This is a genomic window from Enterococcus sp. AZ035, assembly GCF_050548325.1.
Lineage (GTDB): Bacteria > Bacillota > Bacilli > Lactobacillales > Enterococcaceae > Enterococcus > Enterococcus faecalis.
Map to the genome: position 1 here is coordinate 1,113,674 of NZ_CP172958.1, position 26,503 is coordinate 1,140,176.

At 38.5% G+C, this 26,503-nt stretch carries 20 protein-coding genes and 1 riboswitch; of the genes, 14 read left to right on the plus strand and 6 right to left on the minus strand.

The window, feature by feature from the left end:
* Positions 1-26: 26 nt before the first annotated feature.
* The 8 genes from IGL32_RS05425 (at position 27) to lpdA (ending at position 12,974) form a co-directional block, all read left to right on the plus strand.
* A complete protein-coding gene (locus IGL32_RS05425) occupies positions 27-1,652 on the plus strand; it encodes a glycoside hydrolase family 13 protein (protein WP_002379399.1) in 1,626 nt (541 codons plus the stop codon).
* A gap of 1 nt (position 1,653) precedes the next feature.
* Positions 1,654-3,267, plus strand: coding sequence for a glycoside hydrolase family 13 protein (locus IGL32_RS05430; protein ID WP_002379400.1), 1,614 nt, complete (start codon positions 1,654-1,656; stop codon positions 3,265-3,267).
* Positions 3,268-3,437: 170 nt separating this feature from the next.
* Positions 3,438-4,019, plus strand: coding sequence for a TMEM175 family protein (locus IGL32_RS05435; RefSeq protein WP_002407466.1), 582 nt, complete (start codon positions 3,438-3,440; stop codon positions 4,017-4,019).
* An 81-nt stretch (positions 4,020-4,100) separates the two neighbouring features.
* Positions 4,101-4,268, plus strand: a riboswitch (M-box (ykoK) riboswitch).
* Positions 4,269-4,491: 223 nt separating this feature from the next.
* Positions 4,492-7,104: a magnesium-translocating P-type ATPase gene (mgtA, locus tag IGL32_RS05440; RefSeq protein ID WP_002413922.1), complete on the plus strand. Its 2,613-nt coding sequence runs from the start codon at positions 4,492-4,494 to the stop codon at positions 7,102-7,104.
* Between the two features lie 598 nt (positions 7,105-7,702).
* On the plus strand, positions 7,703-8,818 hold the full coding sequence (pdhA, locus tag IGL32_RS05445; protein WP_002357768.1) for a pyruvate dehydrogenase (acetyl-transferring) E1 component subunit alpha: 1,116 nt from the start codon (positions 7,703-7,705) through the stop codon (positions 8,816-8,818).
* Positions 8,819-8,820: 2 nt separating this feature from the next.
* Entirely contained in the window at positions 8,821-9,798 is a 978-nt protein-coding gene (locus IGL32_RS05450) for an alpha-ketoacid dehydrogenase subunit beta (protein ID WP_002357767.1), read from the plus strand.
* Positions 9,799-9,940: 142 nt separating this feature from the next.
* Entirely contained in the window at positions 9,941-11,560 is a 1,620-nt protein-coding gene (locus tag IGL32_RS05455; RefSeq protein WP_002357766.1) for a dihydrolipoyllysine-residue acetyltransferase, read from the plus strand.
* A gap of 7 nt (positions 11,561-11,567) precedes the next feature.
* Positions 11,568-12,974 carry a dihydrolipoyl dehydrogenase gene (lpdA, locus tag IGL32_RS05460; RefSeq protein WP_002357765.1) on the plus strand — a complete coding sequence of 469 codons (1,407 nt, stop codon included), beginning with the start codon at positions 11,568-11,570 and terminating at the stop codon, positions 12,972-12,974.
* 112 nt (positions 12,975-13,086) lie between these two features.
* On the opposite strand, the gene IGL32_RS05465 is transcribed toward lpdA, so the two are convergent.
* Positions 13,087-14,073, minus strand: coding sequence for a PocR ligand-binding domain-containing protein (locus IGL32_RS05465; RefSeq protein ID WP_002382271.1), 987 nt, complete (start codon positions 14,071-14,073; stop codon positions 13,087-13,089).
* Between the two features lie 160 nt (positions 14,074-14,233).
* On the opposite strand from IGL32_RS05465, the gene IGL32_RS05470 reads away from it, so the two are divergent.
* The 5 genes from IGL32_RS05470 (at position 14,234) to IGL32_RS05490 (ending at position 18,289) form a co-directional block, all read left to right on the plus strand.
* Entirely contained in the window at positions 14,234-15,373 is a 1,140-nt protein-coding gene (locus tag IGL32_RS05470) for a glycerol dehydrogenase (protein WP_002363858.1), read from the plus strand.
* Between the two features lie 12 nt (positions 15,374-15,385).
* A complete protein-coding gene (gene dhaM, locus IGL32_RS05475) occupies positions 15,386-15,784 on the plus strand; it encodes a dihydroxyacetone kinase phosphoryl donor subunit DhaM (RefSeq protein WP_002357762.1) in 399 nt (132 codons plus the stop codon).
* A complete protein-coding gene (gene dhaK, locus IGL32_RS05480) occupies positions 15,785-16,768 on the plus strand; it encodes a dihydroxyacetone kinase subunit DhaK (RefSeq protein WP_002357760.1) in 984 nt (327 codons plus the stop codon).
* 12 nt (positions 16,769-16,780) lie between these two features.
* Positions 16,781-17,383, plus strand: coding sequence for a dihydroxyacetone kinase subunit DhaL (gene dhaL / locus IGL32_RS05485; protein ID WP_002360441.1), 603 nt, complete (start codon positions 16,781-16,783; stop codon positions 17,381-17,383).
* Positions 17,384-17,506: 123 nt separating this feature from the next.
* Positions 17,507-18,289 carry a hypothetical protein gene (locus IGL32_RS05490; RefSeq protein WP_197080435.1) on the plus strand — a complete coding sequence of 261 codons (783 nt, stop codon included), beginning with the start codon at positions 17,507-17,509 and terminating at the stop codon, positions 18,287-18,289.
* 72 nt (positions 18,290-18,361) lie between these two features.
* Here IGL32_RS05490 and IGL32_RS05495 read toward each other — a convergent pair whose 3' ends face one another.
* Complete coding sequence (locus tag IGL32_RS05495; protein WP_156210048.1) at positions 18,362-19,513, minus strand: hydroxymethylglutaryl-CoA synthase; 1,152 nt, start codon at positions 19,511-19,513, stop codon at positions 18,362-18,364.
* Between the two features lie 185 nt (positions 19,514-19,698).
* On the opposite strand from IGL32_RS05495, the gene IGL32_RS05500 reads away from it, so the two are divergent.
* The gene (locus IGL32_RS05500; protein ID WP_156210047.1) at positions 19,699-22,110 is read left to right on the plus strand and encodes a hydroxymethylglutaryl-CoA reductase, degradative; all 2,412 of its coding nucleotides are present in this window, start codon (positions 19,699-19,701) and stop codon (positions 22,108-22,110) included.
* 19 nt (positions 22,111-22,129) lie between these two features.
* Here the strand turns inward: IGL32_RS05500 and IGL32_RS05505 are convergent, their stop codons facing one another.
* From IGL32_RS05505 to IGL32_RS05520, 4 genes are all read right to left on the minus strand, one after another.
* Complete coding sequence (locus IGL32_RS05505; protein WP_002357754.1) at positions 22,130-23,182, minus strand: AI-2E family transporter; 1,053 nt, start codon at positions 23,180-23,182, stop codon at positions 22,130-22,132.
* Between the two features lie 16 nt (positions 23,183-23,198).
* The gene (locus IGL32_RS05510; protein ID WP_010817250.1) at positions 23,199-24,404 is read right to left on the minus strand and encodes a YdcF family protein; all 1,206 of its coding nucleotides are present in this window, start codon (positions 24,402-24,404) and stop codon (positions 23,199-23,201) included.
* A gap of 155 nt (positions 24,405-24,559) precedes the next feature.
* Positions 24,560-24,760, minus strand: coding sequence for a cold-shock protein (locus tag IGL32_RS05515; RefSeq protein ID WP_002357750.1), 201 nt, complete (start codon positions 24,758-24,760; stop codon positions 24,560-24,562).
* A gap of 297 nt (positions 24,761-25,057) precedes the next feature.
* The gene (locus IGL32_RS05520; RefSeq protein WP_002357749.1) at positions 25,058-26,179 is read right to left on the minus strand and encodes a hypothetical protein; all 1,122 of its coding nucleotides are present in this window, start codon (positions 26,177-26,179) and stop codon (positions 25,058-25,060) included.
* Positions 26,180-26,503: the final 324 nt, after the last annotated feature.

The window sequence follows — 26,503 nt, forward strand, 5'->3', positions numbered from 1 at the left end:
AATTAAGCAAAGGAATGTGAAGAAGAATGGAAAAACATTGGTGGCAAGAAGTCGTGGTTTATCAGATTTATCCTCGCAGTTTTAAGGATAGCAATGGAGATGGCATTGGAGATTTACCAGGAATTATTGAAAAATTGGATTATTTGGAAACGTTAGGCATTGGGGCTATTTGGTTATCACCAGTTTATCAATCACCCAATGATGACAATGGTTATGACATTTCTGATTATGAAGCGATTATGACAGAGTTTGGGACGATGGCGGATATGGATCGTCTAATTGAGGAAGCGAAAAAGCGAAAGATTGAAATTATTATGGACTTAGTGGTTAACCATACGTCAGATGAACATCGTTGGTTTATTGAAGCGAAAAAAAGCAAGGAGAACCCCTACCGAGACTATTATGTATGGGCTGATCCTGCTTCAGATGGCGGTGCGCCTAACCGATTGAAATCTGCCTTTTCGGGTTCGGCGTGGACGTTTGATGAAGCGAGTGGGCAATACTATTTGCATTTGTTTAGTAAAAAACAACCAGATTTAAATTGGGAAAACCAACAAATGCGTCAGTCGGTTTACGAGATGATGAATTTTTGGATTGATAAAGGAATTGGCGGTTTCCGTTTAGATGTAATTGACTTAGTGGGTAAAATTCCAGGAGAAGAGATCACCGCGAATGGGCCTCATTTACATCGTTATTTACAAGAAATGAACGCCGCGACATTTGGCGGCAAAGAGCTGTTAACTGTAGGTGAAACATGGGGGGCCACACCTGAGATTGCAAAAATGTACTCTAGTCCAGAGCGTCATGAATTATCTATGATTTTTCAGTTTGAACATATGAGCTTGGATCAACAACCAGGTAAAGAAAAATGGGACCTTCAGCCAATGGAAGTTGCCAAGTTGAAACAGGTTTTTGCAAAATGGCAAACAGAATTAGGAAATGATGGCTGGAATTCTTTATTTTGGAATAACCATGATTTACCGAGAATGATTTCACGTTGGGGAAATGATCAGGAATATTGGTTGGAAAGTAGTAAGTTATTCGCTATTTTACTGCACATGATGAAAGGCACACCTTATATTTATCAAGGGGAAGAAATTGGTATGACCAATACGCCGATTACAGATATTCGTGAAGCGCGGGACATCGAAACGATTAACATGTACCATGAGTATCTAGAAAAAGGATATTCTAAAGAAGAAATTTTGCTGAAAATTAATACTAAAGGTCGTGATAATGCACGCCGGCCTATGCAGTGGACCGCTGAAAAAAATGCGGGCTTTACGACTGGTACACCTTGGATTGATGTTAATCCCAATTATCAAACGATTAACGTCGCTGCTGCTTTGGCAGATAAAAATTCACTATTCTATACGTACCAAGAAATGATTCGTTTGAGAAAAGAACATCCTTTAATCGTTTGGGGCAACTTTGAATTGCTGGAAACAGTGGAGGAAGTGATCAGTTTTTATCGTACCTATGGTGAGGAACGCTGGCTTGTTGTAACGAACTTTTCTGACAAAGTTCAGCCATTTTCTGCAGACGTTTCTGTAGAACAAGTAATGATTGAAAATATGCCGACAGATGTCACTGCTTTAGCAGACTATTCGTTAGCGCCTTGGCAAGCATTTGTTGTGAAAGTGAGTCAATAAGATGGACCAATGGTGGAAAAATGCTGTCGGTTATCAAATTTATCCTCGGAGTTTTAAAGATAGCAACGGGGATGGCATTGGTGATTTGCAGGGAATTATTGAGAAATTACCGTATTTAAAAGAACTAGGGGTCGATTTTTTATGGTTAAATCCGATTTACACTTCGCCAAACGTTGACAATGGTTATGATATTGCGGATTATCAAGGGATTCAGCCAGAGTTTGGTACGATGGAAGATTTTCAAGAACTTTTGGACCAAGCGCATCAATTAGGTTTGAAGATTATTCTTGATTTAGTGGTCAATCATACCAGTGATCAACATCCGTGGTTTGTTGAAGCGAAAAAAAGTTTAGATAATCCGTATCGTGAGTATTATTTATGGGCCGATGCGACACCAGATCGTATGCCGAATGAATGGCAAAGCTTTTTTGGTGGCTCGACTTGGACGTATGACGAAGGTACAAAGCAAGCATATTTTCATGTGTTTGCAAAAGAGCAACCTGATTTGAACTGGAAAAATCCTAAAGTTCGTGAAGAGATTTATGCGATGATTCGCTGGTGGTTAGATTTGGGAATTGATGGTTTCCGATTGGATGCGATTAGTCATATCCAAAAAGAACCTTGGGATTTTAAAATTACCACGAATCCGTGGGCTCCATTTATGAATGTAAAAGGCATTGAAGACTATATGCTGGATTTGAAAGCTATTTTTGCTGAGTATGACATCATGACAGTGGGGGAAGCTAGTGGCGTTTCAAGTAAAAAAGCGGTGGAATGGACCAATGATGCGGGCTATCTGAATATGATTTTTGAATTAGAGCACAATGTTCGAGAAGGAAAGCCAGGAGAAGAACGGTTAAATATTTTAGGCTATAAAAAAGTAATGGCTCGCTGGCAAAAGCATTTAGGGACAGAAGGCTGGAATGCATTATATGTAGAAAATCATGATAATCCCAGAATCAATTCAATTTTAGGCAATGAAACCTCTCATTCTGCTAAGGCGATTGGAACAATCGCCTTGCTCTTGCGAGGAACACCGTTTATTTATCAAGGACAGGAAATCGGCATGGTTAATTATCCGTTTCAACAGATTGACGAGTTAGATGCTAAAGATTCTCATAACCATTATCGTTTGCTTATAGAAAGTGGCTACGATGCGAAACAAGCATTAAAAGAAGTGGCGCATTGGACGCGGGACCATTCGCGTACGCCTATGCAGTGGACGAGTCAAGAGGCAAGTTCATTCACCTCGGGGCATCCGTGGTTAGCAATTCATCCCAATTTCAAAGAAATAAATGTGGCTGACCAAGAAACGGATGCGCAATCCGTATTGAATTATTATAAAAAGTTAATTGCGTTGCGGAAAGACAATCCGGTCTTTACAGATGGACAGTTTGAACTATTAGCGCCCAATCATCCGTCTGTTTTTGCTTTTTTAAGAAAAACAACTGAGGCAACAGCGTTAGTGATTGTCAATTTAAGTGGAGAAAAGTGCCAATTTGACTTGCCGAATAAATTACTAGGCAGAAAGTGGCAACAATTATTAGGGAATCAAGATTTTACGGTGAAGAAACGGATGCAGTTAGCACCTTATCAGGCAGGCGTCTTCCAATAACTGATTTGTTCTATAACGAGTGCAAGAGGCTTACTTTTAAGTGGGGCTCTTGCACTCGTTTTTAGGAACTTCAACAACCGAGAGACTTCATAAATAATTGAATTTTTACAGAAATGCGTTATACTTACTTTGGGTAAGTTATTTAATTTTTATGAAAGTAGGGGGAAATGATGCCGAAAACACGTGTAGAAGCATTTACAGATGCAGTCATTGCGATTATTTTAACGTTATTAATTTTAGAATTAAAAATTCCTGAAAAAGCAGATTGGTCTGCTCTGACTCAATCTGGACACAAAATCATTATTTATTTAATTAGTTTTGTTACTTTATTGATTTATTGGAACAATCATCATCATTTATTTCAAAGTGTCCGTAAAATTGATGGACGTGTCCTTTGGATGAATAATTTTCTAATTTTGACGTTGACGTTTTTCCCGTTTGTTACTGGTTGGGTAGGTGAACATCCGTTTTCTTGGCCGCCACAAGCTTTGTATGGCTTAGTAGTATTAGGAGCTGATGTTGCTTATTATCTAGTGGTGCGGGCATTGATTCAGGCAAATGGGCCCAAATCCGAAGTACAACGTTTGTTTGGCCACTATCCAAAATTAACGCTTTCGATTGTGTTGAATATTATTGCGTTGATTGTGGGTAAACTGGTAGCACCAATCGCTGTCCTGATTATTGATACGATTGTTTTAGTCATGTGGTTTATTCCTGAGCGAAAAGCAGAAATAAAGGAAATTTTAAAGTAGTTATTTTTTATTTATAACAAAAAAGTCATAAATCTTTTGACAAGAATGTCAAACTCCTCTATTATAAGAAGTGGATAAAAACTGAATAATTGTTAGGTGAGGCTCCTATTTGGACAAATGCTGCTGCCGCGAAAGGATCGAGAGACCCTTAGTTGGTTGAACAGGAATAATCGTGAAGGTTATTCATAATGTAGCTGATACATGTTATCTACGCCCTATAGTGCTAAAGCTCAACGATAGAGAATCTTATTTAAAGATGGTATTTTGGGACGTACTCTATTGTTGAGTAGGTCCTTTTTTGTGTGTTTGGCAAAAAAGCAATTATTCACTGGAAGTATAAATAAGAAAAAGAAAGGATGACTGTCATGGAAGACCCTGGAAGTGAACAGAGAAACAAAATACAGTCACCAATGAAAGGAGAAGATTTTAGCGCTCTTTTCGGCAGGTGACCACAACCTTGGAGGAAAAGAAAATGATGAACAAAAAAACAATGGATATGAGAAAAGCAACCAAAGATCAAGAATTACGTAAATTGGCTTTGCTTTCTGAACGGGAATTAATGATGGAATTACGGACATCTGAAAAAGGACTCTCGAATGAAGATGCCGAAAAAAGATTAGAGGAATTTGGACCAAACGAAGTTTCTGCACAAAAGCCAACCCCAGCAATTATTTTATTTTTAAGTGCATTCAAAGATCCGTTTGTCTATGTCTTAGCCTTATTGATGGTCGTTTCAACATTAACGAAAGATTTCGAAGCCGCTATCGTGATGGGCGTGATGATTTTAGCCAGTGTCTTGATTGCTTTTATACAAGAATATCGTTCTCAAAAAGCGAGTTTGGATTTAAAAGAATTAATTGAAAACACCGCTGCAGTGACACGGGAAGGAATTACGAAAGAAATTCCAATGGACGAAATTGTTCCAGGAGACATTGTAACTTTAGCTACAGGAGACATGATTCCTGCAGATGCCGTGTTGATTTGGACCAAAGATTTATTCGTTAATCAATCGTCGCTAACAGGCGAATCCATGCCTGTCGAAAAATTTGTGGATGCAGGTGTGGATCGTCAACAAACAGAGGTTTCTGCATTAGATATGCAAGACCTAGTGTTTATGGGCACAGATGTCTTGAGTGGACAAGGAAAAGCGATTATTTTAAAAACTGGGCAACATACATTTTTTGGTGATATTGCTAAAAATGCTACAACACAACGAGGAAAAACTAGTTTTGACTTAGGCTTAGCAAAAGTCAGTAAGTTTTTATTACGAATGGTAATGATTTTGTTTCCAATCGTTTTCTTGATTAATGGTTTAACTAAAGGTGCTTGGGGCGAAGCGTTTTTCTTCGCGATTGCCGTTGCAGTTGGTTTGACACCAGAAATGTTGCCAATGATTGTTACGAGTAACTTAGCCAAGGGTGCATTATCCTTATCGAAACATAAAGTCATTGTTAAAGAATTAGCGGCTATCCAAAATTTGGGTGGTATGGATGTGCTCTGTACAGATAAGACTGGAACGATTACCGAAGATCGTGTAGTTTTGGTTCAACATTTGAATCCATTAGGTGATTTGAGTGACGAGGTTCTAAATTTAGCCTACTTAAATTCTTCTTATCAAACAGGTTGGAAAAATTTAATGGATATTGCCGTTATTAATTTTTATGAAGAGCATCAATGGAAAACGCCGTTTAAAAATGTCACTAAAATTGATGAAATTCCTTTTGATTTTTCCAGACGCCGCTTAACGGTTGTCGTGAATGCAGATGATCATCAATTGATGATTACGAAAGGCGCCGTGGAAGAAATGGAAGAAGTGTGCACGCATGCGCAAATTAATGGCGAAATTGTACCATTAAGCAGTGCTGTACGAGAAGAACTACGCCGAGTAAATGTTCAAATGAACAAACAAGGGATGCGTGTGTTAGCGGTAGCTGTAAAAAAAGATGTCCACAAAGAAGCAGTTTATTCAGTTGAAGATGAAAAAGAGATGACATTGATTGGATTTATGGGTTTTCTTGATCCAGCAAAAGAGTCAGCCGTCAGCGCTATCCGCTCCTTACATGAACATGGTGTCAACGTGAAAGTGCTAACGGGCGATAATGACATTGTCGCCAAAAAAGTCTGTAAAGATGTAGGCATTGAAGTTTCCCATGTGTTATTAGGTTCTCAAATTGAAGCAATGACAGATGAAGAGTTGCGGGCGCAAGTAGAAGAAACTAATTTATTTGCCAAATTAAATCCGATGCAAAAATCTAAAATTATTGAATTGCTACAAGCAAAAGGTCATACGGTTGGTTTTATGGGGGATGGCATTAATGATGCACCGGCATTACGAAAAGCTGATGTGGGCATTTCAGTAGATACTGCAGCTGATATTACTAAAGATGCTAGCTCGATTATTTTACTGGAAAAAAGTTTAAATGTACTGGAATCTGGTGTGATTGAAGGACGAAAAGTATTTAGCAATATGATGAAATATATTAAAATTACCATCAGCTCCAATTTTGGGAATGTCTTTTCAATTTTAGTAGCCAGTGCCTTTTTACCATTTCTACCAATGCTTTCCTTACAACTCTTGATTCAAAATTTGATTTATGATGTGGCTCAGTTGACAATTCCTTGGGATAATGTCGATGAAGAAGAGTTATTAAGCCCTGTTCGGTGGGAAACGAACGGACTAGCGAAATTTACAGTATGTATTGGCCCGGTAAGTAGTATTTTCGATATTCTAACGTATCTTGTCATGTGGTTTGTGTTTAGCGCCAATAGTTTGGCAACTCAACATTTATTCCAAACAGGTTGGTTTATGGTGGGACTTGTTAGTCAAACGTTAGTTGTTCATATGGTCCGGACGCGGAAAATACCATTCATTCAAAGTCGTGCGTCAATGCCTGTGATGTTAAGTAGTTTAGGCGCAATTTTACTCGGTTTCCTGATTGTAGCAACGCCTATAAGAGAGGTTTTTGACTTTGTGAAACTTCCGGCTAACTACTGGCCATGGTTCTTTGGAATCATCATTGCGTACATGTTAACTGTTGAAGTAGCTAAACGTTTATATATTAAAATTACTAAGGAATGGATTTAGTAAAATCTACTGAAAGAGAAAAGAAATTGCTAAGCTGTATTACTCGTTTTGCGAAAATTTGGTGATTTTAAGCAATGAATGTTCGTGATAAAACCTAAGGCAAAGTATTTGGCAAAAAAACGAGCCAAAAAAAATAAAAATTAACGAAAAAAACTTTGTTCTCTAAAAAATAAAAAACCGCATGCTGAGTAGGTTACTCGGCTGACGGTTTTTATTTTTTGGTTTTTTCAAGATAATTTTCATGAAAACGCAAAGTTCGGAAATCAGATTACTAGCCAGCTCGGGGATGAGGGGGCTCGAATTAATAGAACTGTTATATAATATTTTCAAAATAGAATATAACAGTTAGGAGAAAAATAGTACAGAAGAAGTGTGGAACAGAAACCGTTTTCTTGTTTGTGAAAATTATCACTAAACCGCAAAAACATGCGGTTTTGCTCTTTTGTGAAAAAATGAAGAAATTAGAGTTTTTTTCTTGCGCTTTTTCGAATTTAGTGATAATTTGTTAAGTGTAGTCGATAAAAAGTAATACAGTTTCGCACTCTGTTTTACTTTTATCGAAATTAAAGAAACGTAATAGAGAGGATTGTGTGACAAAATGGCAAAGGCTAAGAAACAAAAACCTATTGACTTTAAAGAGCTAATGGCTAAAGTCGACGCTGATTTCCCAACTTTCCAAATCTTGGATCAAGATGGAAAAATTGTGAATGAAGATTTAGTACCTGATTTATCGGATGAGGAATTAGTTGAATTAATGACACGCATGGTTTGGTCTCGTGTGTTAGACCAACGTTCTACTGCATTAAACCGTCAAGGACGCTTAGGATTCTTCGCGCCAACAGCTGGACAAGAAGCAAGCCAATTGGCAAGTCAATTTGCAATGGAAAAAGAAGACTACTTACTACCAGGTTACCGTGATGTACCTCAATTAGTACAACATGGTTTACCATTAAGAGAAGCTTTCTTATGGTCTCGTGGTCACGTAGCAGGGAACTACTACGCGGAAGATTTAAATGCATTACCACCACAAATTATCATTGGTGCTCAATACATCCAAGCAGCTGGTGTTGCTTTAGGATTGAAAAAACGTGGAAAAGAAAATGTTGTCTTCACTTATACTGGTGACGGCGGTTCTTCACAAGGGGACTTCTATGAAGCAATTAACTTTGCTGGTGCTTACCAAGCAAACGGTGTCTTCATTATCCAAAACAATGGTTTTGCGATTTCTACACCTCGTGAAAAACAAACAGCGGCTAAAACTTTAGCTCAAAAAGCTGTTGCAGCAGGAATTCCTGGTATTCAAGTTGATGGTATGGATCCATTAGCAGTTTACGCAATTGCAAAAGAAGCACGTGATTGGTCAGCTGCAGGAAATGGTCCAGTTTTAATTGAAACATTAACTTATCGTTATGGTCCACATACTTTATCTGGAGACGATCCAACACGTTACCGTTCAAAAGAAATGGATGACGAATGGGTACAAAAAGATCCATTGACTCGTTTCCGTAAATATCTAACAGATAAAGGCTTATGGTCTGAAGCAAAAGAAGAAGAAATTATTGAAAAAACAAAAGAAGAAATCAAAGTAGCGATTGCAGAAGCGGATAAAGCGCCAAAACAAAAAGTTTCTGATTTCTTGAAAAATATGTTTGAAGTTCAACCTCAAACAATTAAAGAACAAATTGCATTTTATGAAGCGAAGGAGTCGAAATAAAAATGGCACAAAAAACTATGATCCAAGCAATTACAGATGCCTTAGCTCTTGAATTAGAGAAAGACGAAAATGTCTTAATCTTCGGTGAAGACGTTGGTAACAACGGTGGGGTTTTCCGTGCAACTGAAGGTTTACAAGAAAAATTTGGTGAAGACCGCGTCTTCGATACACCTTTAGCTGAATCTGGTATCGGTGGATTGGCTTTCGGTCTTGCCTTGCAAGGTTACCGTCCAGTTCCTGAAATCCAATTCTTTGGTTTCGTTTTTGAAGTATTTGACGAAATCGTTGGTCAAATGGCTCGTACGCGTTACCGTATGGGTGGAACTCGTAATATGCCAATTACTGTTCGTGCCCCATTTGGTGGTGGTGTTCATACACCAGAACTTCACTCAGATAACTTAGAAGGATTAATCGCACAATCACCAGGTGTTCGTGTTGTTATTCCATCAAACCCTTACGATGCAAAAGGACTATTAATTTCATCTATTCGTAGCAACGATCCAGTTGTCTACTTAGAGCACATGAAATTATACCGTTCATTCCGTGAGGAAGTGCCAGACGAAGCTTATGAAGTGCCTTTAGATAAAGCGGCTGTAACTCGTGAAGGAACAGACGTATCAATCATCACTTACGGCGCTATGGTTCGTGAAGCGATTAAAGCAGCTGATAGCTTAGCGAAAGACAATATTTCAGCAGAAATCATTGACTTACGTACAGTGGCTCCTTTAGATGTGGAAACAATTATTAACTCTGTTGAAAAAACTGGCCGTGTGGTTGTCGTTCAAGAAGCACAAAAACAAGCTGGCGTTGGCGCTATGGTTGTTTCTGAAATTTCTGAACGTGCCGTATTATCATTAGAAGCACCAATCGGACGTGTATCTGCTCCAGATACAATCTTCCCATTCGGACAAGCAGAAAATATCTGGTTACCAAATGCGAAAGATATCGAAGCAAAAGCTAGAGAAATCGTCGAATTTTAATAGTTATTCGAAGTAGATAAACGAAGAATTAAACAGGTGGATTACGGCTATAGGCATGAAATGTTCAGCTACTATAGTCGTTTCCCCGCGTTTTGCTCCTAAGAAAATAGACAGATCCAACGAAGAAGGGAAGACTTAAAAAATGGCTTATCAGTTTAAATTACCGGATATCGGTGAAGGGATTGCCGAAGGCGAAATCGTTAAATGGTTTGTGAAACCTGGCGATACAATCAACGAAGACGATACGTTATTAGAAGTACAAAATGACAAATCAGTGGAAGAAATTCCATCACCAGTAACAGGTACTGTAAAAAATATCGTTGTACCAGAAGGAACAGTTGCAAACGTTGGTGACGTGTTAATCGAAATCGACGCACCTGGTCACGAAGATAACGATGCAGCACCAGCAGCTCCTGCACAAGAACAAACACCAGCACAACCTGCTGCTGTACCAACAACCGAAGCAGCTGGCGGATTTTTCCAATTCAAATTACCAGACATCGGTGAAGGAATTGCCGAAGGCGAAATCGTTAAATGGTTCGTTAAAGCGGGCGACACAATTAATGAAGATGATTCATTATTAGAAGTACAAAATGACAAATCAGTAGAAGAAATTCCATCACCAGTAACAGGTACTGTAAAAAATATCGTTGTACCAGAAGGAACAGTTGCCAATGTGGGTGACGTGTTAGTTGAAATTGACGCACCTGGTCATAATTCAGCAGCACCGGCAGCCGCAGCACCAGCTACTGACGCTCCTAAAGCGGAAGCATCAGCTCCAGCCGCTTCAACAGGCGTAGTTGCAGCCGCTGATCCAAACAAACGCGTTTTAGCAATGCCATCTGTTCGTCAGTATGCGCGTGAAAAAGACGTTGATATTACACAAGTAACTGCAACTGGTAAAGGTGGCCGTGTCATTAAAGCGGATATTGATGCCTTTGTTTCTGGTGGCTCCCAAGCAGCACCAGCTACTGAAGCTGCCGCAACAGAAGCAGCACCTAAAGCGGAAGCAGCAGCACCTAAAGCAGCGCCAAAAGCCTTTACTTCTGATTTAGGCGAAATGGAAACACGTGAAAAAATGACACCAACACGTAAAGCAATTGCTAAAGCAATGGTTAACAGCAAACACACTGCTCCTCACGTAACATTACATGATGAAGTAGAAGTTTCTAAATTATGGGATCACCGTAAGAAATTTAAAGATGTTGCTGCTGCAAATGGTACAAAATTAACATTCTTACCATACGTTGTAAAAGCATTGACTTCAACTGTTCAAAAATTCCCAATCTTGAATGCATCAATCGATGACGCAGCACAAGAAATTGTTTACAAAAATTACTTTAACATTGGTATCGCTACTGATACAGATCATGGCTTATATGTACCAAATGTTAAAAATGCTAATACGAAGAGCATGTTTGCTATCGCTGATGAAATCAACGAAAAAGCAGCATTGGCTATCGAAGGCAAATTAACTGCACAAGATATGCGTGATGGTACAATCACAATTAGTAACATTGGTTCAGTCGGTGGCGGCTGGTTTACACCAGTAATCAACTACCCTGAAGTTGCTATTTTAGGCGTTGGTACAATTGCACAAGAACCAGTTGTTAATGCAGACGGCGAAATCGTTGTGGGACGCATGATGAAATTATCATTAAGCTTTGACCACCGTATCGTTGACGGCGCAACTGCTCAAAAAGCAATGAACAACATTAAACGCTTATTAGCTGATCCAGAATTACTATTAATGGAAGGATGATTAACAAATGGTAGTAGGAGATTTCGCCATTGAACTAGATACAGTCGTAATCGGAGCTGGTCCTGGAGGATACGTTGCCGCAATTCGTGCCGCAGAAATGGGTCAAAAAGTTGCGATTATCGAACGTGAATACATCGGAGGCGTTTGTTTAAACGTTGGATGTATTCCTTCAAAAGCTTTAATTGCTGCTGGACATCATTACCAAGAAGCACAAGATTCTTCAACTTTTGGTGTAACAGCTAAAGGAGTCGAATTAGACTTTGCAAAAACACAAGACTGGAAAGATAACACAGTTGTTAAATCATTAACAGGCGGCGTTGGCATGTTATTGAAAAAACACAAAGTAGAAATTATTGAAGGCGAAGCATTCTTCGTTGACGAAAATACATTGCGTGTTATTCACCCAGACTCAGCACAAACTTACTCATTCAATAATGCTATTGTAGCAACAGGTTCTCGTCCAATTGAAATCCCAGGATTCAAATTTGGCGGACGCGTGTTAGATTCTACAGGCGGTTTAAACTTAAAAGAAGTTCCTAAAAAATTCGTTATTATCGGTGGCGGTGTCATCGGTGCTGAATTAGGTGGCGCTTATGCTAACTTAGGTTCAGAAGTAACAATTTTAGAAGGTAGCCCATCAATTTTACCAACTTATGAAAAAGATATGGTTAAAGTTGTCACAGACGACTTCAAGAAGAAAAACGTAACAATCGTGACTTCTGCAATGGCTAAAGAAGCTGTTGACAATGGCGATAGCGTCACTGTTAAATATGAAGTTAACGGAAAAGAAGAAAGTGTTGAAGCAGATTACGTAATGGTCACTGTTGGACGTCGTCCAAACACAGACGACTTAGGCTTAGAACAAGCGGGCGTTGAAATTGGCGAACGTGGTTTAATCCCAGTTGACAACCAAGGACGTACTAACGTGAAAAACATCTTCGCAATCGGCGACATCGTACCAGGTGCTGCGTTAGCGCATAAAGCAAGCTACGAAGCAAAAATTGCTGCTGAAGCAATTTCTGGTAAGAAAGTTGCAGTTGATTACAAAGCAATGCCAGCTGTTGCCTTTACTGATCCAGAATTGGCAAGCGTTGGTATGACTGTTGCAGAAGCAAAAGAAGCGGGAATCGAAGCAAAAGGCTACAAATTCCCATTTGCTGGTAACGGCCGTGCAATCTCTTTAGATAAAACTGAAGGATTCATGCGTTTAGTTACAACTGTAGAAGACAATGTCATCATCGGTGCACAAATTGCCGGTGTCGGTGCAAGTGACATGATTTCTGAATTAGCTTTAGCTATTGAATCTGGCATGAATGCAGAGGACATTGCTTTAACAATCCACCCACACCCATCATTGGGCGAAATTACTATGGATACAGCTGAATTGGCTTTAGGTTTACCAATTCATATTTAATAGTATCACTTTGTCGCACGACAGATATAATGCGCCTTTTGCACTTGTTGCATTAGCCACAGCAAGAGCAAAAGGTGTAAAAAAACAACGACTTCTCGGAGTCGTTGTTTTTTTATGCTCTGTTCTTTCTTTTACGGTATTTAAGAGGTGTTTCACCCGTTTCTTGTTTAAAGATCCGGACAAAATAGCTATCTTCAACAAACCCTAAATCTTCACTGATTTGGGCGATCGTTTTATCTGTCTCCAAAAGAAGCTGTTTAGCCCATGTGATTTTTAATTGTCGATAAAATTGACTAAAGGGAATACCAAACTCCTCTTTTAATAAACGACTTAAATACGTCGGTGTCAAATGAACAAGGTCTGCCAGTTCTTGTAAATTTAAACGCAGCGATTTGTTTTCCCAAAGGGCATCTAAAACCGGTTGTAATTGCTTATTTTTAGTTTGATAGGCACTTGAAGGAGTTAATTGAGCAGTTAATAAAGTTTGTTGAATATCTTTTTGGATCATATTCAATGGCTCCAGCTCTTCTTTTCGCGAACTAATCTGTAAGGATTGTTTGTACGTATTGATTAAATAATCTTTTTTGATGGCTTCAGAAATAATATATTGGCTTAGATCAGCGATTAATGTCGCGCTTTTTTCTAAGTCTGCTAGTTCTAAAACAGGGTATTGTTGATACAGCTCTTGGTGTGTTACTAAAAATTCTTGAATGAAGGCATCATTCATGGTTAAAACCTGTTCTAACTCTTCTTGGTGATCTTCGAGCAAAACTTCACCAGCCATAATGGCTCCTACATACTGGTCATCAACAATAATGGGGATGGCCATATCAACGATGTTAAAGTGACAACGGTAGATAAAAGGCTGACCAGTGCGAACAGCTTCCAAGCCACCACGAGCATCACATTTTTCACAAAGTTTCGAGAGCTCAGGGGAGTGACGTACCAGTTGGCAAAAGGGTTGAACTTGACTATGTTTCGTCACAGGACGACCTTTATAATCGACTAAAATAATGGCTAAACGAGTGCTTAAGGCCAATGATTCTTGCAATTTTTCCCACTTTTCTAAATCTAAAATATTTTTTAATTCTACAGTCATAAGGCAATCCTTCAATCTAAAGTTTAAAAATCATAATATTTTATTATTTCACAAAATAATTCTATCATTTTTTGCAAGAAAACGATACCAAAAGTTCAATGCTTTTTTGATGAAAGCGTTTTATACTATGTATGTAAACAAAATATAGGAGGCTATCAACATGAGAAAAGCATTGATTTTACCAACGAAATATGTTCAAGGGGAAGATGAATTACTAAACTTAGGTTACTTCGTTTCAACTTTTGGAAAAAAAGCGTTACTAATTGCAAATCCTGCTGACGTTGATCGTGTACGTCCACAATTGGAAGAAACAGCGAAAAAGTTTGACATTACCTTCGTAGAGGGTGGCTTTAGTGGAGAAGTAACGCGTGAAGAAACAAAGCGCTTGCAAAACGTTGGACAAAAAGAACAAGCAGACTGTATCATTGGTTTAGGTGGCGGTAAAGCAATCGATGCTTCAAAAGTCGTAGCAGAAGGTGAAAACTTAATTATTGTACCAACGATTGCGGCTCAAGATGCACCAACTTCGCATTCAGCTGTACTATATCATGAAGATGGCTCATTTGATGATTATGCTTACTTTAAACAAAGTCCAAGCGTCGTTATGGTTGATACAAAAGTGGTTGCCAAAGCGCCAACTAGATTTTTAGTTGCTGGAATGGGGGATGCCTTATCCACATATTTTGAAGCACGCGCAACACACAATTCATATTCTCGGGTTAATGCTAGTTTGCCAATGGGTTCAAGAGAAGGCTTAACGCCTGCTGCTAGCGGCACATATGCAGCTTTGGCCATGGCAAAACTTTGCTGGGAAAACCTACAGGAAGATGGGTTAAAAGCGAAATTAGCTTGTGATGCAAATGTGGTTACTGAATCATTGAATAAGATTATCGAAACAAATATCTTACTTTCAGGCTTAGGTTTTGAAAGTGGCGGTTTAGCTGCAGCGCATGCGATTCATAACGGTATGACAGTCTTACCTGGTGCGCACAGTTATTTACATGGTGAAAAAGTAGCCTTTGCAACGATTGCACAACTTGTATTAGAAGATGCAGCAAAAGACGAATTAGAAGCTGTTTTAGACTTTAGCGCTTCTGTAGGTTTACCATTAACGCTTTCAGACATTGGTGTCGATGAAATCACTTATGAAGAAGCGTTGGAAGTAGCCAAAATTGCTTGCATTCCAGAAGAATCAATTCATTCAATGCCATTCCCAATTGTCGTTGAAGAAGTAGCGAATGCAATCATTGTTGCAGATAAAGTCGGACAAGAATATAAAACAAGACATAAATTAGATTAAGGAAGTGTCCACATGAAAGCAGATATTTTACTCGTTTCACATAGCAAAATGATTACAGATGGTATTAAAGAGATGATTGAACAGATGAATGCCAGTGAAGAAATTACGATTCATTCACTTGGTGGCACATCAGATGGTTCATTAGGTTCAGATCCAATGAAAATCATTGACACGATTAACGAAGCGGACTCTGACCGAGAATTTTTAATTTTTGCCGATTTAGGCAGTGCCGTTTTAAGTTCAGAATTAGCTTTTGATATGCTAGAAGAAGACCAACAGAAACATTATCATTTAGTCGATGCACCATTGGTTGAAGGTGCCTTTGCGGCAGCAATTACTGCAGGTGTCTCAGATGATTTGACGCAAATTTTAGCAGAAGCTCAAAATGCTGGTAAGAAAGGGTGGAACTAAATGAAAAAAATTATTAATGAACCTGGTAAAATTGTCGAAGAAATGCTCCAAGGAATTGTGAAAAGCTATGGAAACCTTGTTCATCAAGTCGAAGATTCTCGCGTGATTGCTCGCAACGACTCAAACAAACAAGTTGGGTTAGTATCTGGTGGTGGAAGTGGTCATGAGCCTGCACATGCTGGGTTTGTTGGTGATGGAATGTTAAATGCCGCAGTTTTAGGTGATGTCTTTACTTCACCAACACCAGATCAAATTTTAACAGGGATCCAAGCGGCAGACCAAGGGGCCGGTGTTCTGTTAATCGTAAAAAATTATACAGGCGATATTTTGAACTTTGAAATGGCCAAAGATATGGCTGATATGGAAGACATTCATGTAGAAATGGTCGTTGTCGATGACGATATTGCTGTCGAAGATAGCACCTATACCGCTGGAAAACGCGGCGTTGCCGGGACTGTTCTTGTCCATAAAATTTTAGGACACCATGCCCGCCAAGGTGCTTCTTTAGAAGAGCTCGTTTCTTTAGGAGAAAAGATTGTAGCAGCCACGAAAACAATTGGAGTGGCTTTAAAAGCAGCCACTGTGCCTGAAGTTGGCAAACCAGGTTTTACTTTACCAGAAGATGAAATTGAATTTGGCGTAGGGATTCACGGAGAACCAGGCTATCGTCGTGAAAAAATCCAACCATCGAAAGAGTTAGCGAAAGAATTAGTTGAAAAAACATTAAGTAGCTATGAGCAACAACCACAAACAGTGGGGGTACTTGTCAATGGCATGGGCGGCACGCCATTAATGGAACAATTTGTATTTATGAACGACGTGCTAACATTATTAGAAGATAAAGGTGTTCAAGTGACCTTCCATAAAGTGGGTAACTATATGACGTCTATTGACATGCAAGGATTATCTTTAACGATGATTGACTTGGCGACAAAAGACTGGCAAACAGCGCTAGAAAGCAATGTAACAACAATTTCTTGGTAAGGGTGATAAAAGATGGAATTAACAGTAAAAGACATTCAAACATGGTTAGACAATTATTCAAAAGTTATTGAAGAAAAAAAAGACTATTTAAGTGAATTAGACACGCCGATTGGTGATGGGGATCACGGTAACAACATGGCTCGTGGTATGGCTGAATACAAAATTGCGTTTGACAAAAAAGTACCAACAACAATCACGGAGACATTTAAAGTCCTATCCATGGCTTTGATTTCAAAAGTTGGCGGAGCTTCTGGTCCTTTATATGGTACTGCGTTTATGAATATGACTAAAGCGACAAAAGATTTGGAAACCATCAGTTCGCCAGAGCAATTAAAAGAAATTGTTCAGCAAGGTCTAGCTGGGATTCAGATGCGTGGCAAAGCTGAACCAGGAGATAAAACGATGGTTGATGTCTGGGCACCTGTTGCTGAAGTGATTGGAACGGAACAATTTAATGAAGAAAAAATTGAACAATTTGCTGAAGCAACAAAAGATTGGGTGGCGAAAAAAGGACGTGCCTCTTATTTAGGGGAACGAGCAATTGGTCATATTGATCCAGGAGCAGCATCTAGTGCATTATTATTTGAAGAACTAGTCAAAGTAATCAATCAATAACAGTGAGAAAAAAGTTTAGCAAGTGCCTCTCTTGAAGCGCTTGCTAAACTTTTTTATAAATAATGGTTTCTTTTGTTCATCTATGGGATAATTTAAGTAACAAAAAATAACAAAGATAAACAAATGGGGGATTTAAAGATGAAAAAGCATGTGATTGTGGGATGTTTATTAATCGTTAGCTCAATGTTTGTAAGTGCTTGTGGAAGTTCGTCAGACGTGACCACGGAAAAAACCAGTGTCACAAAACAAGTCGAAGCTACGGGACAAAGCACATCCTCTTCTGTAGACCAAACCAAGTATGATGCCATTATTACAGAAGCTAAAAAGTTAACGGCAGAGGGGCAATATAAAGAATCAGAAGAAAAATTAGCTACGATCCCTGTTAGCGATTTAGGGAAACCTCACTATTCGATCGTTAAAGAAACGGTTGAGAAACTAAATAATCAAAATAATGAAGGCTTAAAAAGACAAGAAGAAGTCGCGGTTGAAAAGCAAACGAAGTCGAGTCCGGCACCAACGGAATCACTTAAACCAATTCCAGATGAATTTGCTAAATGGGCAACCACGTATCTTTTTTATTATCCACGAGGAGATCAAAAGCAAGCGGGTTTAATCATTGAGTCGAATGGAGCAGTCACGCAGACGAATACGAATGGCGAAATTTACACAGGAAAAGCCGAAATAAGTGGAGCTTCGGGCACTATTTTAAGTTATGATACGACTAGTAATCGCCCGACGACCCAACCAGCTACAAAATCGATTACTCCAAATGTTAAAATCACTGTTACTTGGAACAATGGCGGCGGTGTTGATGTTTATTATGGCTACGTTTCTTATTCACAACGTTTAGCTTTGACAGATGGTATCGCCGTGACAGACGGGGTCAAAGAAGTTTGGCTTTCATAAAAAGAGCTAGACATTCAAGCAAAAACTTGAATGTCTAGCTCTTTTGTTGATTGAATCGGGGGATTTAAATACTTAGTTTCGATAAGAACGAACGGTATTATTAATAGCAGAAATACTATATTTTAATTCATCTTCTAACGTTTGATCAATGTCTGTGTCTAAAGTTTCTGCAAACATGGCTTCATATTCAGCGATAGAAAGTTCTGTCCGATTATCCAGCAGTGCTAAATGAGTTTCTTTTTGTAAATGATTTTGATAACCAGCTACTAATTCACCAGTGAAAAATTCAGCGACAGCACCAGAACCATAACTGAATAACCCAATTTGATTGCCTGCGGTTAAAGTCGTTGCATTTTCTAAAAGGGAAATGAGTCCCAGATAAAGTGAACCCGTATACAAGTTTCCTACGCGACGACTATAGATGATGCTTTCTTCATAACGAGCTAAAATTCGTTCCTGTTCTACTTCAGATTGATCGGAGATTTTTGCTAATAAGGCTTTTTTACCCATTTTTGTGTAAGGAATATGGAACGCTAAAGCATCATAATCTGCAAAATCAAGACCGGTTCGTTTTTTATGTTCATCCCAGACTTGGGCAAAAGATTGGATGTAGGTTTCGTTTGACAAAGGACCATCGACCATAGGATACGGATGGCCTGTTGGACGCCAAAAGTCATAGATATCTTGCGTCAGCATCACATTATCCTCTTTTAAAGCCAAGATGCGCGGTTCACTAGCAACTAACATTGCAACCGCCCCAGCTCCTTGTGTAGGCTCACCGCCAGAATTTAAGCCATATTTTGCAATATCTGCCGCTACGACCAAGACTTTTTTATCTGGATGTAAGGCTACGTGATTCTTAGCTAACTGTAAGCCTGCTGTTGCTCCGTAACAAGCTTCCTTGATTTCGAAAGAGCGAGCGAAAGGTTGAATCCCCATTAAACGATGTAAGACAACTGCGGCCGCTTTTGACTCATCGATACTGGACTCAGTCCCGACAATCACCATATCAATGGCCTCTTTATCTTCTTTGGTCAAGATCGCTTCTGCGGCATTGGCTGCAAATGTCACAATATCTTGGCTGATTGGGTTCACCGCCATTTGGTCTTGCCCAATACCAATATGAAATTTTCCAGGGTCTACATTTCTGGCTTCAGCCAGTGCCGTCATATCAATATAATAAGGGGGCACAAAAAAACTAATTTTATCAATCCCAATTGTCATTTCTTTAACTCCTTTACGATAAATAGATTCATTATATAAAATAGCACGAAATGAACCAAAATGGGGAATTTTTGTATTAACTTCATAGATTATTAAAAAATATCTTATAAGTCTGTTAACATTCAGTAATTGGCACTTGTGATTCTGGGATTTTATGATATATTTCAAGATGGAGGTGCATTTAGTTGAAAACAGTAGTTATTATTGATGCATTACGAACACCAATTGGAAAATATAAAGGTAGCTTAAGTCAAGTAAGTGCCGTAGACTTAGGAACACATGTTACAACACAACTTTTAAAAAGACATTCCACTATTTCTGAAGAAATTGATCAAGTAATCTTTGGAAATGTTTTACAAGCTGGAAATGGCCAAAATCCCGCACGACAAATAGCAATAAACAGCGGTTTGTCTCATGAAATTCCCGCAATGACGGTTAATGAGGTCTGCGGATCAGGAATGAAGGCCGTTATTTTGGCGAAACAATTGATTCAATTAGGAGAAGCGGAAGTTTTAATTGCTGGCGGGATTGAGAATATGTCCCAAGCACCTAAATTACAACGTTTTAATTACGAAACAGAAAGCTATGATGCGCCTTTTTCTAGTATGATGTATGATGGATTAACGGATGCCTTTAGTGGTCAGGCAATGGGCTTAACTGCTGAAAATGTGGCCGAAAAGTATCATGTAACTAGAGAAGAGCAAGATCAATTTTCTGTACATTCACAATTAAAAGCAGCTCAAGCACAAGCAGAAGGGATATTCGCTGACGAAATAGCCCCATTAGAAGTATCAGGAACGCTTGTGGAGAAAGATGAAGGGATTCGCCCTAATTCGAGCGTTGAGAAGCTAGGAACGCTTAAAACAGTTTTTAAAGAAGACGGTACTGTAACAGCAGGGAATGCATCAACCATTAATGATGGGGCTTCTGCTTTGATTATTGCTTCACAAGAATATGCCGAAGCACACGGTCTTCCTTATTTAGCTATTATTCGAGACAGTGTGGAAGTCGGTATTGATCCAGCCTATATGGGAATTTCGCCGATTAAAGCCATTCAAAAACTGTTAGCGCGGAATCAACTTACTACGGAAGAAATTGATCTGTATGAAATCAACGAAGCATTTGCAGCAACTTCAATCGTGGTCCAAAGAGAACTGGCTTTACCAGAGGAAAAGGTCAACATTTATGGTGGCGGTATTTCATTAGGTCATGCGATTGGTGCCACAGGTGCTCGTTTATTAACGAGTTTAAGTTATCAATTAAATCAAAAAGAAAAGAAATATGGAGTGGCTTCTTTATGTATCGGCGGTGGCTTAGGACTCTCTATGCTACTAGAGAGACCTCAGCAAAAAAAAAACAGCCGATTTTATCAAATGAGTCCTGAGGAACGCCTGGCTTCTCTTCTTAATGAAGGCCAGATTTCTGCTGATACAAAAAAAGAATTTGAAAATACGGCTTTATCTTCGCAGATTGCCAATCATATGATTGAAAATCAAATCAGTGAAACAGAAGTGCCGATGGGCGTTGGCTTACATTTAACAGTGGACGAAACTGATTATTTGGTACCAATGGCGACAGAAGAGCCCTCAGTTATTGCGGCTTTGAGTAATGGTGCAAAAATAGCACAAGGATTTAAAACAGTGAATCAACAACGCTTAATGCGTGGACAAATCGTTTTTTACGATGTTACAGATCCCGAGTCATTGATTGATAAACTACAAGTAAGAGAAGCGGAAGTTTTTCAACAAGCAGAGTTAAGTTATCCATCTATCGTTAAACGGGGCGGCGGCTTAAGAGATTTGCAATATCGTGCTTTTGATGAATCATTTGTATCTGTCGACTTTTTAGTAGATGTTAAGGATGCAATGGGGGCAAATATCGTTAACGCTATGTTGGAAGGTGTGGCCGAGTTGTTCCGTGAATGGTTTGCGGAGCAAAAGATTTTATTCAGTATTTTAAGTAATTATGCCACGGAGTCGGTTGTTACGATGAAAACGGCTATTCCAGTTTCACGTTTAAGTAAGGGGAGCAATGGCCGGGAAATTGCTGAAAAAATTGTTTTAGCTTCACGCTATGCTTCATTAGATCCTTATCGGGCAGTCACGCATAACAAAGGGATCATGAATGGCATTGAAGCTGTAGTTTTAGCTACAGGAAATGATACACGCGCTGTTAGCGCTTCTTGTCATGCTTTTGCGGTGAAGGAAGGTCGCTACCAAGGCTTGACTAGTTGGACGCTGGATGGCGAACAACTAATTGGTGAAATTTCAGTTCCGCTTGCTTTAGCCACGGTTGGCGGTGCCACAAAAGTCTTACCTAAATCTCAAGCAGCTGCTGATTTGTTAGCAGTGACGGATGCAAAAGAACTAAGTCGAGTAGTAGCGGCTGTTGGTTTGGCACAAAATTTAGCGGCGTTACGGGCCTTAGTCTCTGAAGGAATTCAAAAAGGACACATGGCTCTACAAGCACGTTCTTTAGCGATGACGGTCGGAGCTACTGGTAAAGAAGTTGAGGCAGTCGCTCAACAATTAAAACGTCAAAAAACGATGAACCAAGACCGAGCCATGGCTATTTTAAATGATTTAAGAAAACAATAAAAAAACAGTTCAGCAGAAATTATTCTGCTGAACTATTTTTTTTCACATTAGGTAGCCGTTTCAGGCCACGAATTGGTTTTACTTTTAAGACATCTAAGAAGAAAGTGAACACAGGGATTCCTACAATAAGTCCCCATACACCAAAGAGACGCTCACTAACTAATAAAATGACAAACGTATAAAAGATTGGTAACTCTGTTTTACTAGACATGAATTTAGGATTTAGCACGTAAGATTCAAATAAATGGACGATTGTAATTAAAGCTAAGATATAAATCACATCGTTCAAGCCACCTTGGGAATAAGCGATGAAACTTAGCGGAATGCAGGAAATAATCACACCAGCAACTGGGACTAAGCTCAAAATGAAGATCATAATGGCTAAACTAGGTAACTGAGTAAAGCCGATTATCGCCAAGGCCAAGGTAGTAATGACTGTATTCACCACAGCAATGAAAAACTGAGCTTCCATTACGACACCAAATGTGTTAACGAACTTGTTGGCGAAATAATAGATATCCTGAAAAAACCAATCAAAATCACTTTTTAAAAATAACTTAGAAAAATCAGCCATTTGCTTCTTCTCAATCATAAAGAAGAAACTTAAAATAAAGGACATGACAAATGATAAACCGACAGCACCAATATCTTGAATGTAGCGTAAAATCATTGAAGCACCATTCTGGAGTTGAGAGAGTAAGTTAGATTTTTCCAAGTATTGATCAATAAATTGCAATACTTGATTTGTATCTGTATGTGGACTTTGATAAAAATCAACTACAGAATTAATCATTTGAGTCGTTTGGTTAACTAGAACGGGAACATATTTAGTAATCGCTAAATAGATTAGAAAAACAACCAATGCATAGGTTAAGAGAACGATGACAATCGTCGGGATTTTCATATAGCGTTGAACAAAATGGACCAAACGAACAGCTAAATAGGTAAAGATAAATGTTAAAAGAATTGTTGTAATCATACTTCTGGATAAATAAAGCACAAAAATAATCAAAGCAAGGACGCAAAAACGTCGCAAACGTTCATTTTGAATAAATTTTTGATACAAACTCATAGGGGAAACTCCTTCTTTACTGAATAATCAATCCTGTTAAGAATAACATAACCATACCGATGGCAGCTAGGCCGCAAACAATAATATGGCGGCGTTTGTACATCACTACAATGGCGATGAACTCTCGAATAAACGCGTTAGGTAAAAAATAAAAAGCGGTTTTTGCACCAATGCCATCAGCTTTTAAGCCAGCCATTCGAGCGAAAAGACCCGCTCGGAAAAGGTGATAATTGTTTGTAGTAAAAATGGCTTGGAAATTAGCATTTCCAAAATCCTCAATCATTGTTTCTTTGGAAAAACGCATATTTTCTAGTGTGTTTTTTGAATGAGCTTCTACTAAAATATCATCATCAGGAATACCTTGTGTCAAAGCATACATTTTCATCGCGACACTTTCAGGAAGTAATTCATCGGGACCTTGGCCACCAGACATGACGATTTTTGGTGGATTTAACGTTGCGCGATTTTGAGCCTTGTAAAATTGAATGGCTTTGTTGATGCGGGCTTGCAATAACGGCGGCACAATCTCACCATTGATTAACCCCGAACCTAACACAACAATATAATCCTGTGTATATTTTGGCTGATTAAATTGATACAACGTAGAAACAGTTAAAAAATTATAAAAAACAAACGCGAAATAAGTCAAAATAAATGGCGCAATAGTTAAGGGTAAGGAGAGCCAAGTTGGTAACAACGATTGAAAAAAGAAATTATAAATTAATAGTAATGTTAAGCCAATTGCCAGCAACAACGTCAACAAGTTCCCTAGAGACCGACCTTCTTTTCTCATAACAACGACCGCATTCCAATAGAGGAAAATAATTAAAGCATAGATTCCTAGAGCCAAAGCAATTAAAATAGCTAGAATTGCAATAATTGCTAAGGTTATTAAAAAGTAGTTGTTTGTACGAATCGCAGTAATCCCTAAATAAGTCGCTAGAACCACAAGAAAAATATTAAATAATGTTCCATTCAGTAAACGCCTTTTTTCTTTGAAGTAGAAGAGCGCAAACAAGCCAAAAAAAGCAATGGGAATTAAAAAGAAGGCTGTGCCACGAATGATTTCTAAATATAAAACATATGAGAAGAACATAAAGACAGTCCAGCCAAACATCCACGGCAACCAATCGTGTTCTTTTTTCTTTTTCCGCCACGAGGGAATGAAAAAGAGACCCAATAAATAAACACCTAAAAAGGTTAAATCACCATAAAATTGCATAAATAAACTCCTTTAAAACATTTTTCCTCTTCAGTATAACGAAAACTCTTCAAAAAAAATAGAGGAAGCACTTAGTTTCAGAAAGTTTTCTTGTTCTTTTTTTTATAAAAAAAACCTGACGATTAACGTCAGGTTTTTGAGTCAGTATTGTTTAATTAAGCTTTAGTAACGTTAGTTGCTTGAGGGCCACGTTGACCTTCTTCGATTTCGAAAGTTACTGCTTGACCTTCTTCTAAAGTTTTGAAGCCGTCACCTTGGATAGCTGAGAAATGTACGAATACATCGTTTCCGTTTTCTGCAGTGATGAAGCCAAAGCCTTTGTCTGAGTTAAACCATTTTACTGTACCTGTTTCCATAATAAATATCCTCCTAGATGTGTGTTATAACACATTCATATTTTGCAATTACTTGAAAGGTGAAAAATGTGGAAGATGTTTATTTGAAACAGCTACCCATATTACCGAACAAAAACTACATCTATTACTATAGCATACTAACTGGTTTTTGTATAGCGATAACCTTATTTTCTTTTTTATCGGATGTTTTTTAAAAACTAGAAAGTGAAGATAAGGCTGTTATAGTGCTGTTTCAATAAGTCTCAGAAAAAAAGCCCATTGTAAGGCGCTTTCTTACAATGGGCTTTTTGCCTGTTTTTAATAACGGAGGATAGCCGCTAAAGACTTTTCATCTGGTGCAGCTTTTTGGTCTAAAACAAAAACTTGACCGCCGTTTTGAATGACTTGGTAAGCAATGGTGTTTAAAAGTTTGCGGCGATCGTACTCTTCAGATGACATTTCATTGTTTTCAGTAACAAAGAGTGACGTTGCAATAAAAAGATGGGAAATTTTGCCGTCAGCTGCCGCTGGCGAAATATCTGTAAATTGATCTAAGAATTTACGATCTAGTAATTTGTTATAAGAAGCTGTTTCTTTTTCTGTTAACTCTGCAGCTATTTTTTCACTAGCGCTGCGGATATCTTGAATGGTTGCTTGTGCAGGTGAAGCAGCAACTGAAATTGAGCAATCATAATAAGGATTTTTAGCAATCTTTTTAAAGAGTGTTTGGTTTTCTGGTAAAGCATAAAGATAAAGCGGTAATTTTTCAGGATTATCCAGTTGATCTTTTAAGAAAGTATCGACTGCTTGATAGTAGTTCACCCAATCAATTTCAACTTCTTTATCTTTAGTATTGATGCTATGATAAGCGACACCTTCTTTAGAACCGTTAGAACTACCTTGAGTTGAAAAGTTTAAATTACCACCCGTTAATTCATCACCTAAAGCTGTGACCACGTCTGTTGGCGCGTCTTTAGGCAATTCAACAGGAGTCACAGTCGTATGATCGACTTTGTAAAGTTTCATTGAATCGCGATTTAGAGCAAGTAGGTAATAATGGTAGTTAAATTGTTTGTCTTTGACTAGTCCAAGTAAATAAGGGATCGTGTCCACGTAATATTGATCGTCAACGGGCACATCTAATCGTTGAACAAAGGTGTTTTCTGGAGATAAGATGATTGAAACACTTGCTGTGCCGTTGCGCCAGAAGGAAGCATCAGCTAGAAGTGCGTCAATTTTTTCTTGGAAAACAGCCCATTTTTCCTCAGGAAATTTTTTTTCAAAGCGTGTTTTTGCCGCTTTTGCAAAATTTTTCAAAACAAGCGAATCTTTTTCTACGTTTTGATGAGCGACATGGGTGTTAAACAAGAAAGTAACAAACGGTCCATGAACTTCTTCAGAAAATAATGTTGATAAGCTATCTTTTTTTTGATTTGCCATAATAAAATCCCCCTTCTAAAAGTAAGTGTAGCACAGGAAATCGAATGTTTAAAACAATATGTTCAATAAAAGAAAACGCTTTAAATAATCTAAATAAAGGACTGTTAATGGTGTTCTAATAAAAGTTTTATAAAAAATATAGCTGAAACTCATGATAAAAAAGGCACAAACCACTATACTTACGTTATGCCAATTATCCCGAATTGGTTTTTTCATACTTACTCCTACCAAGAGTAAATAACAACCTTCATTTCCACCACAGACGACGGTCGTGGTGGTTTTTTTTGTTTAGGTGCTAGTTTTTTTGCTATCAATTGACTAGGA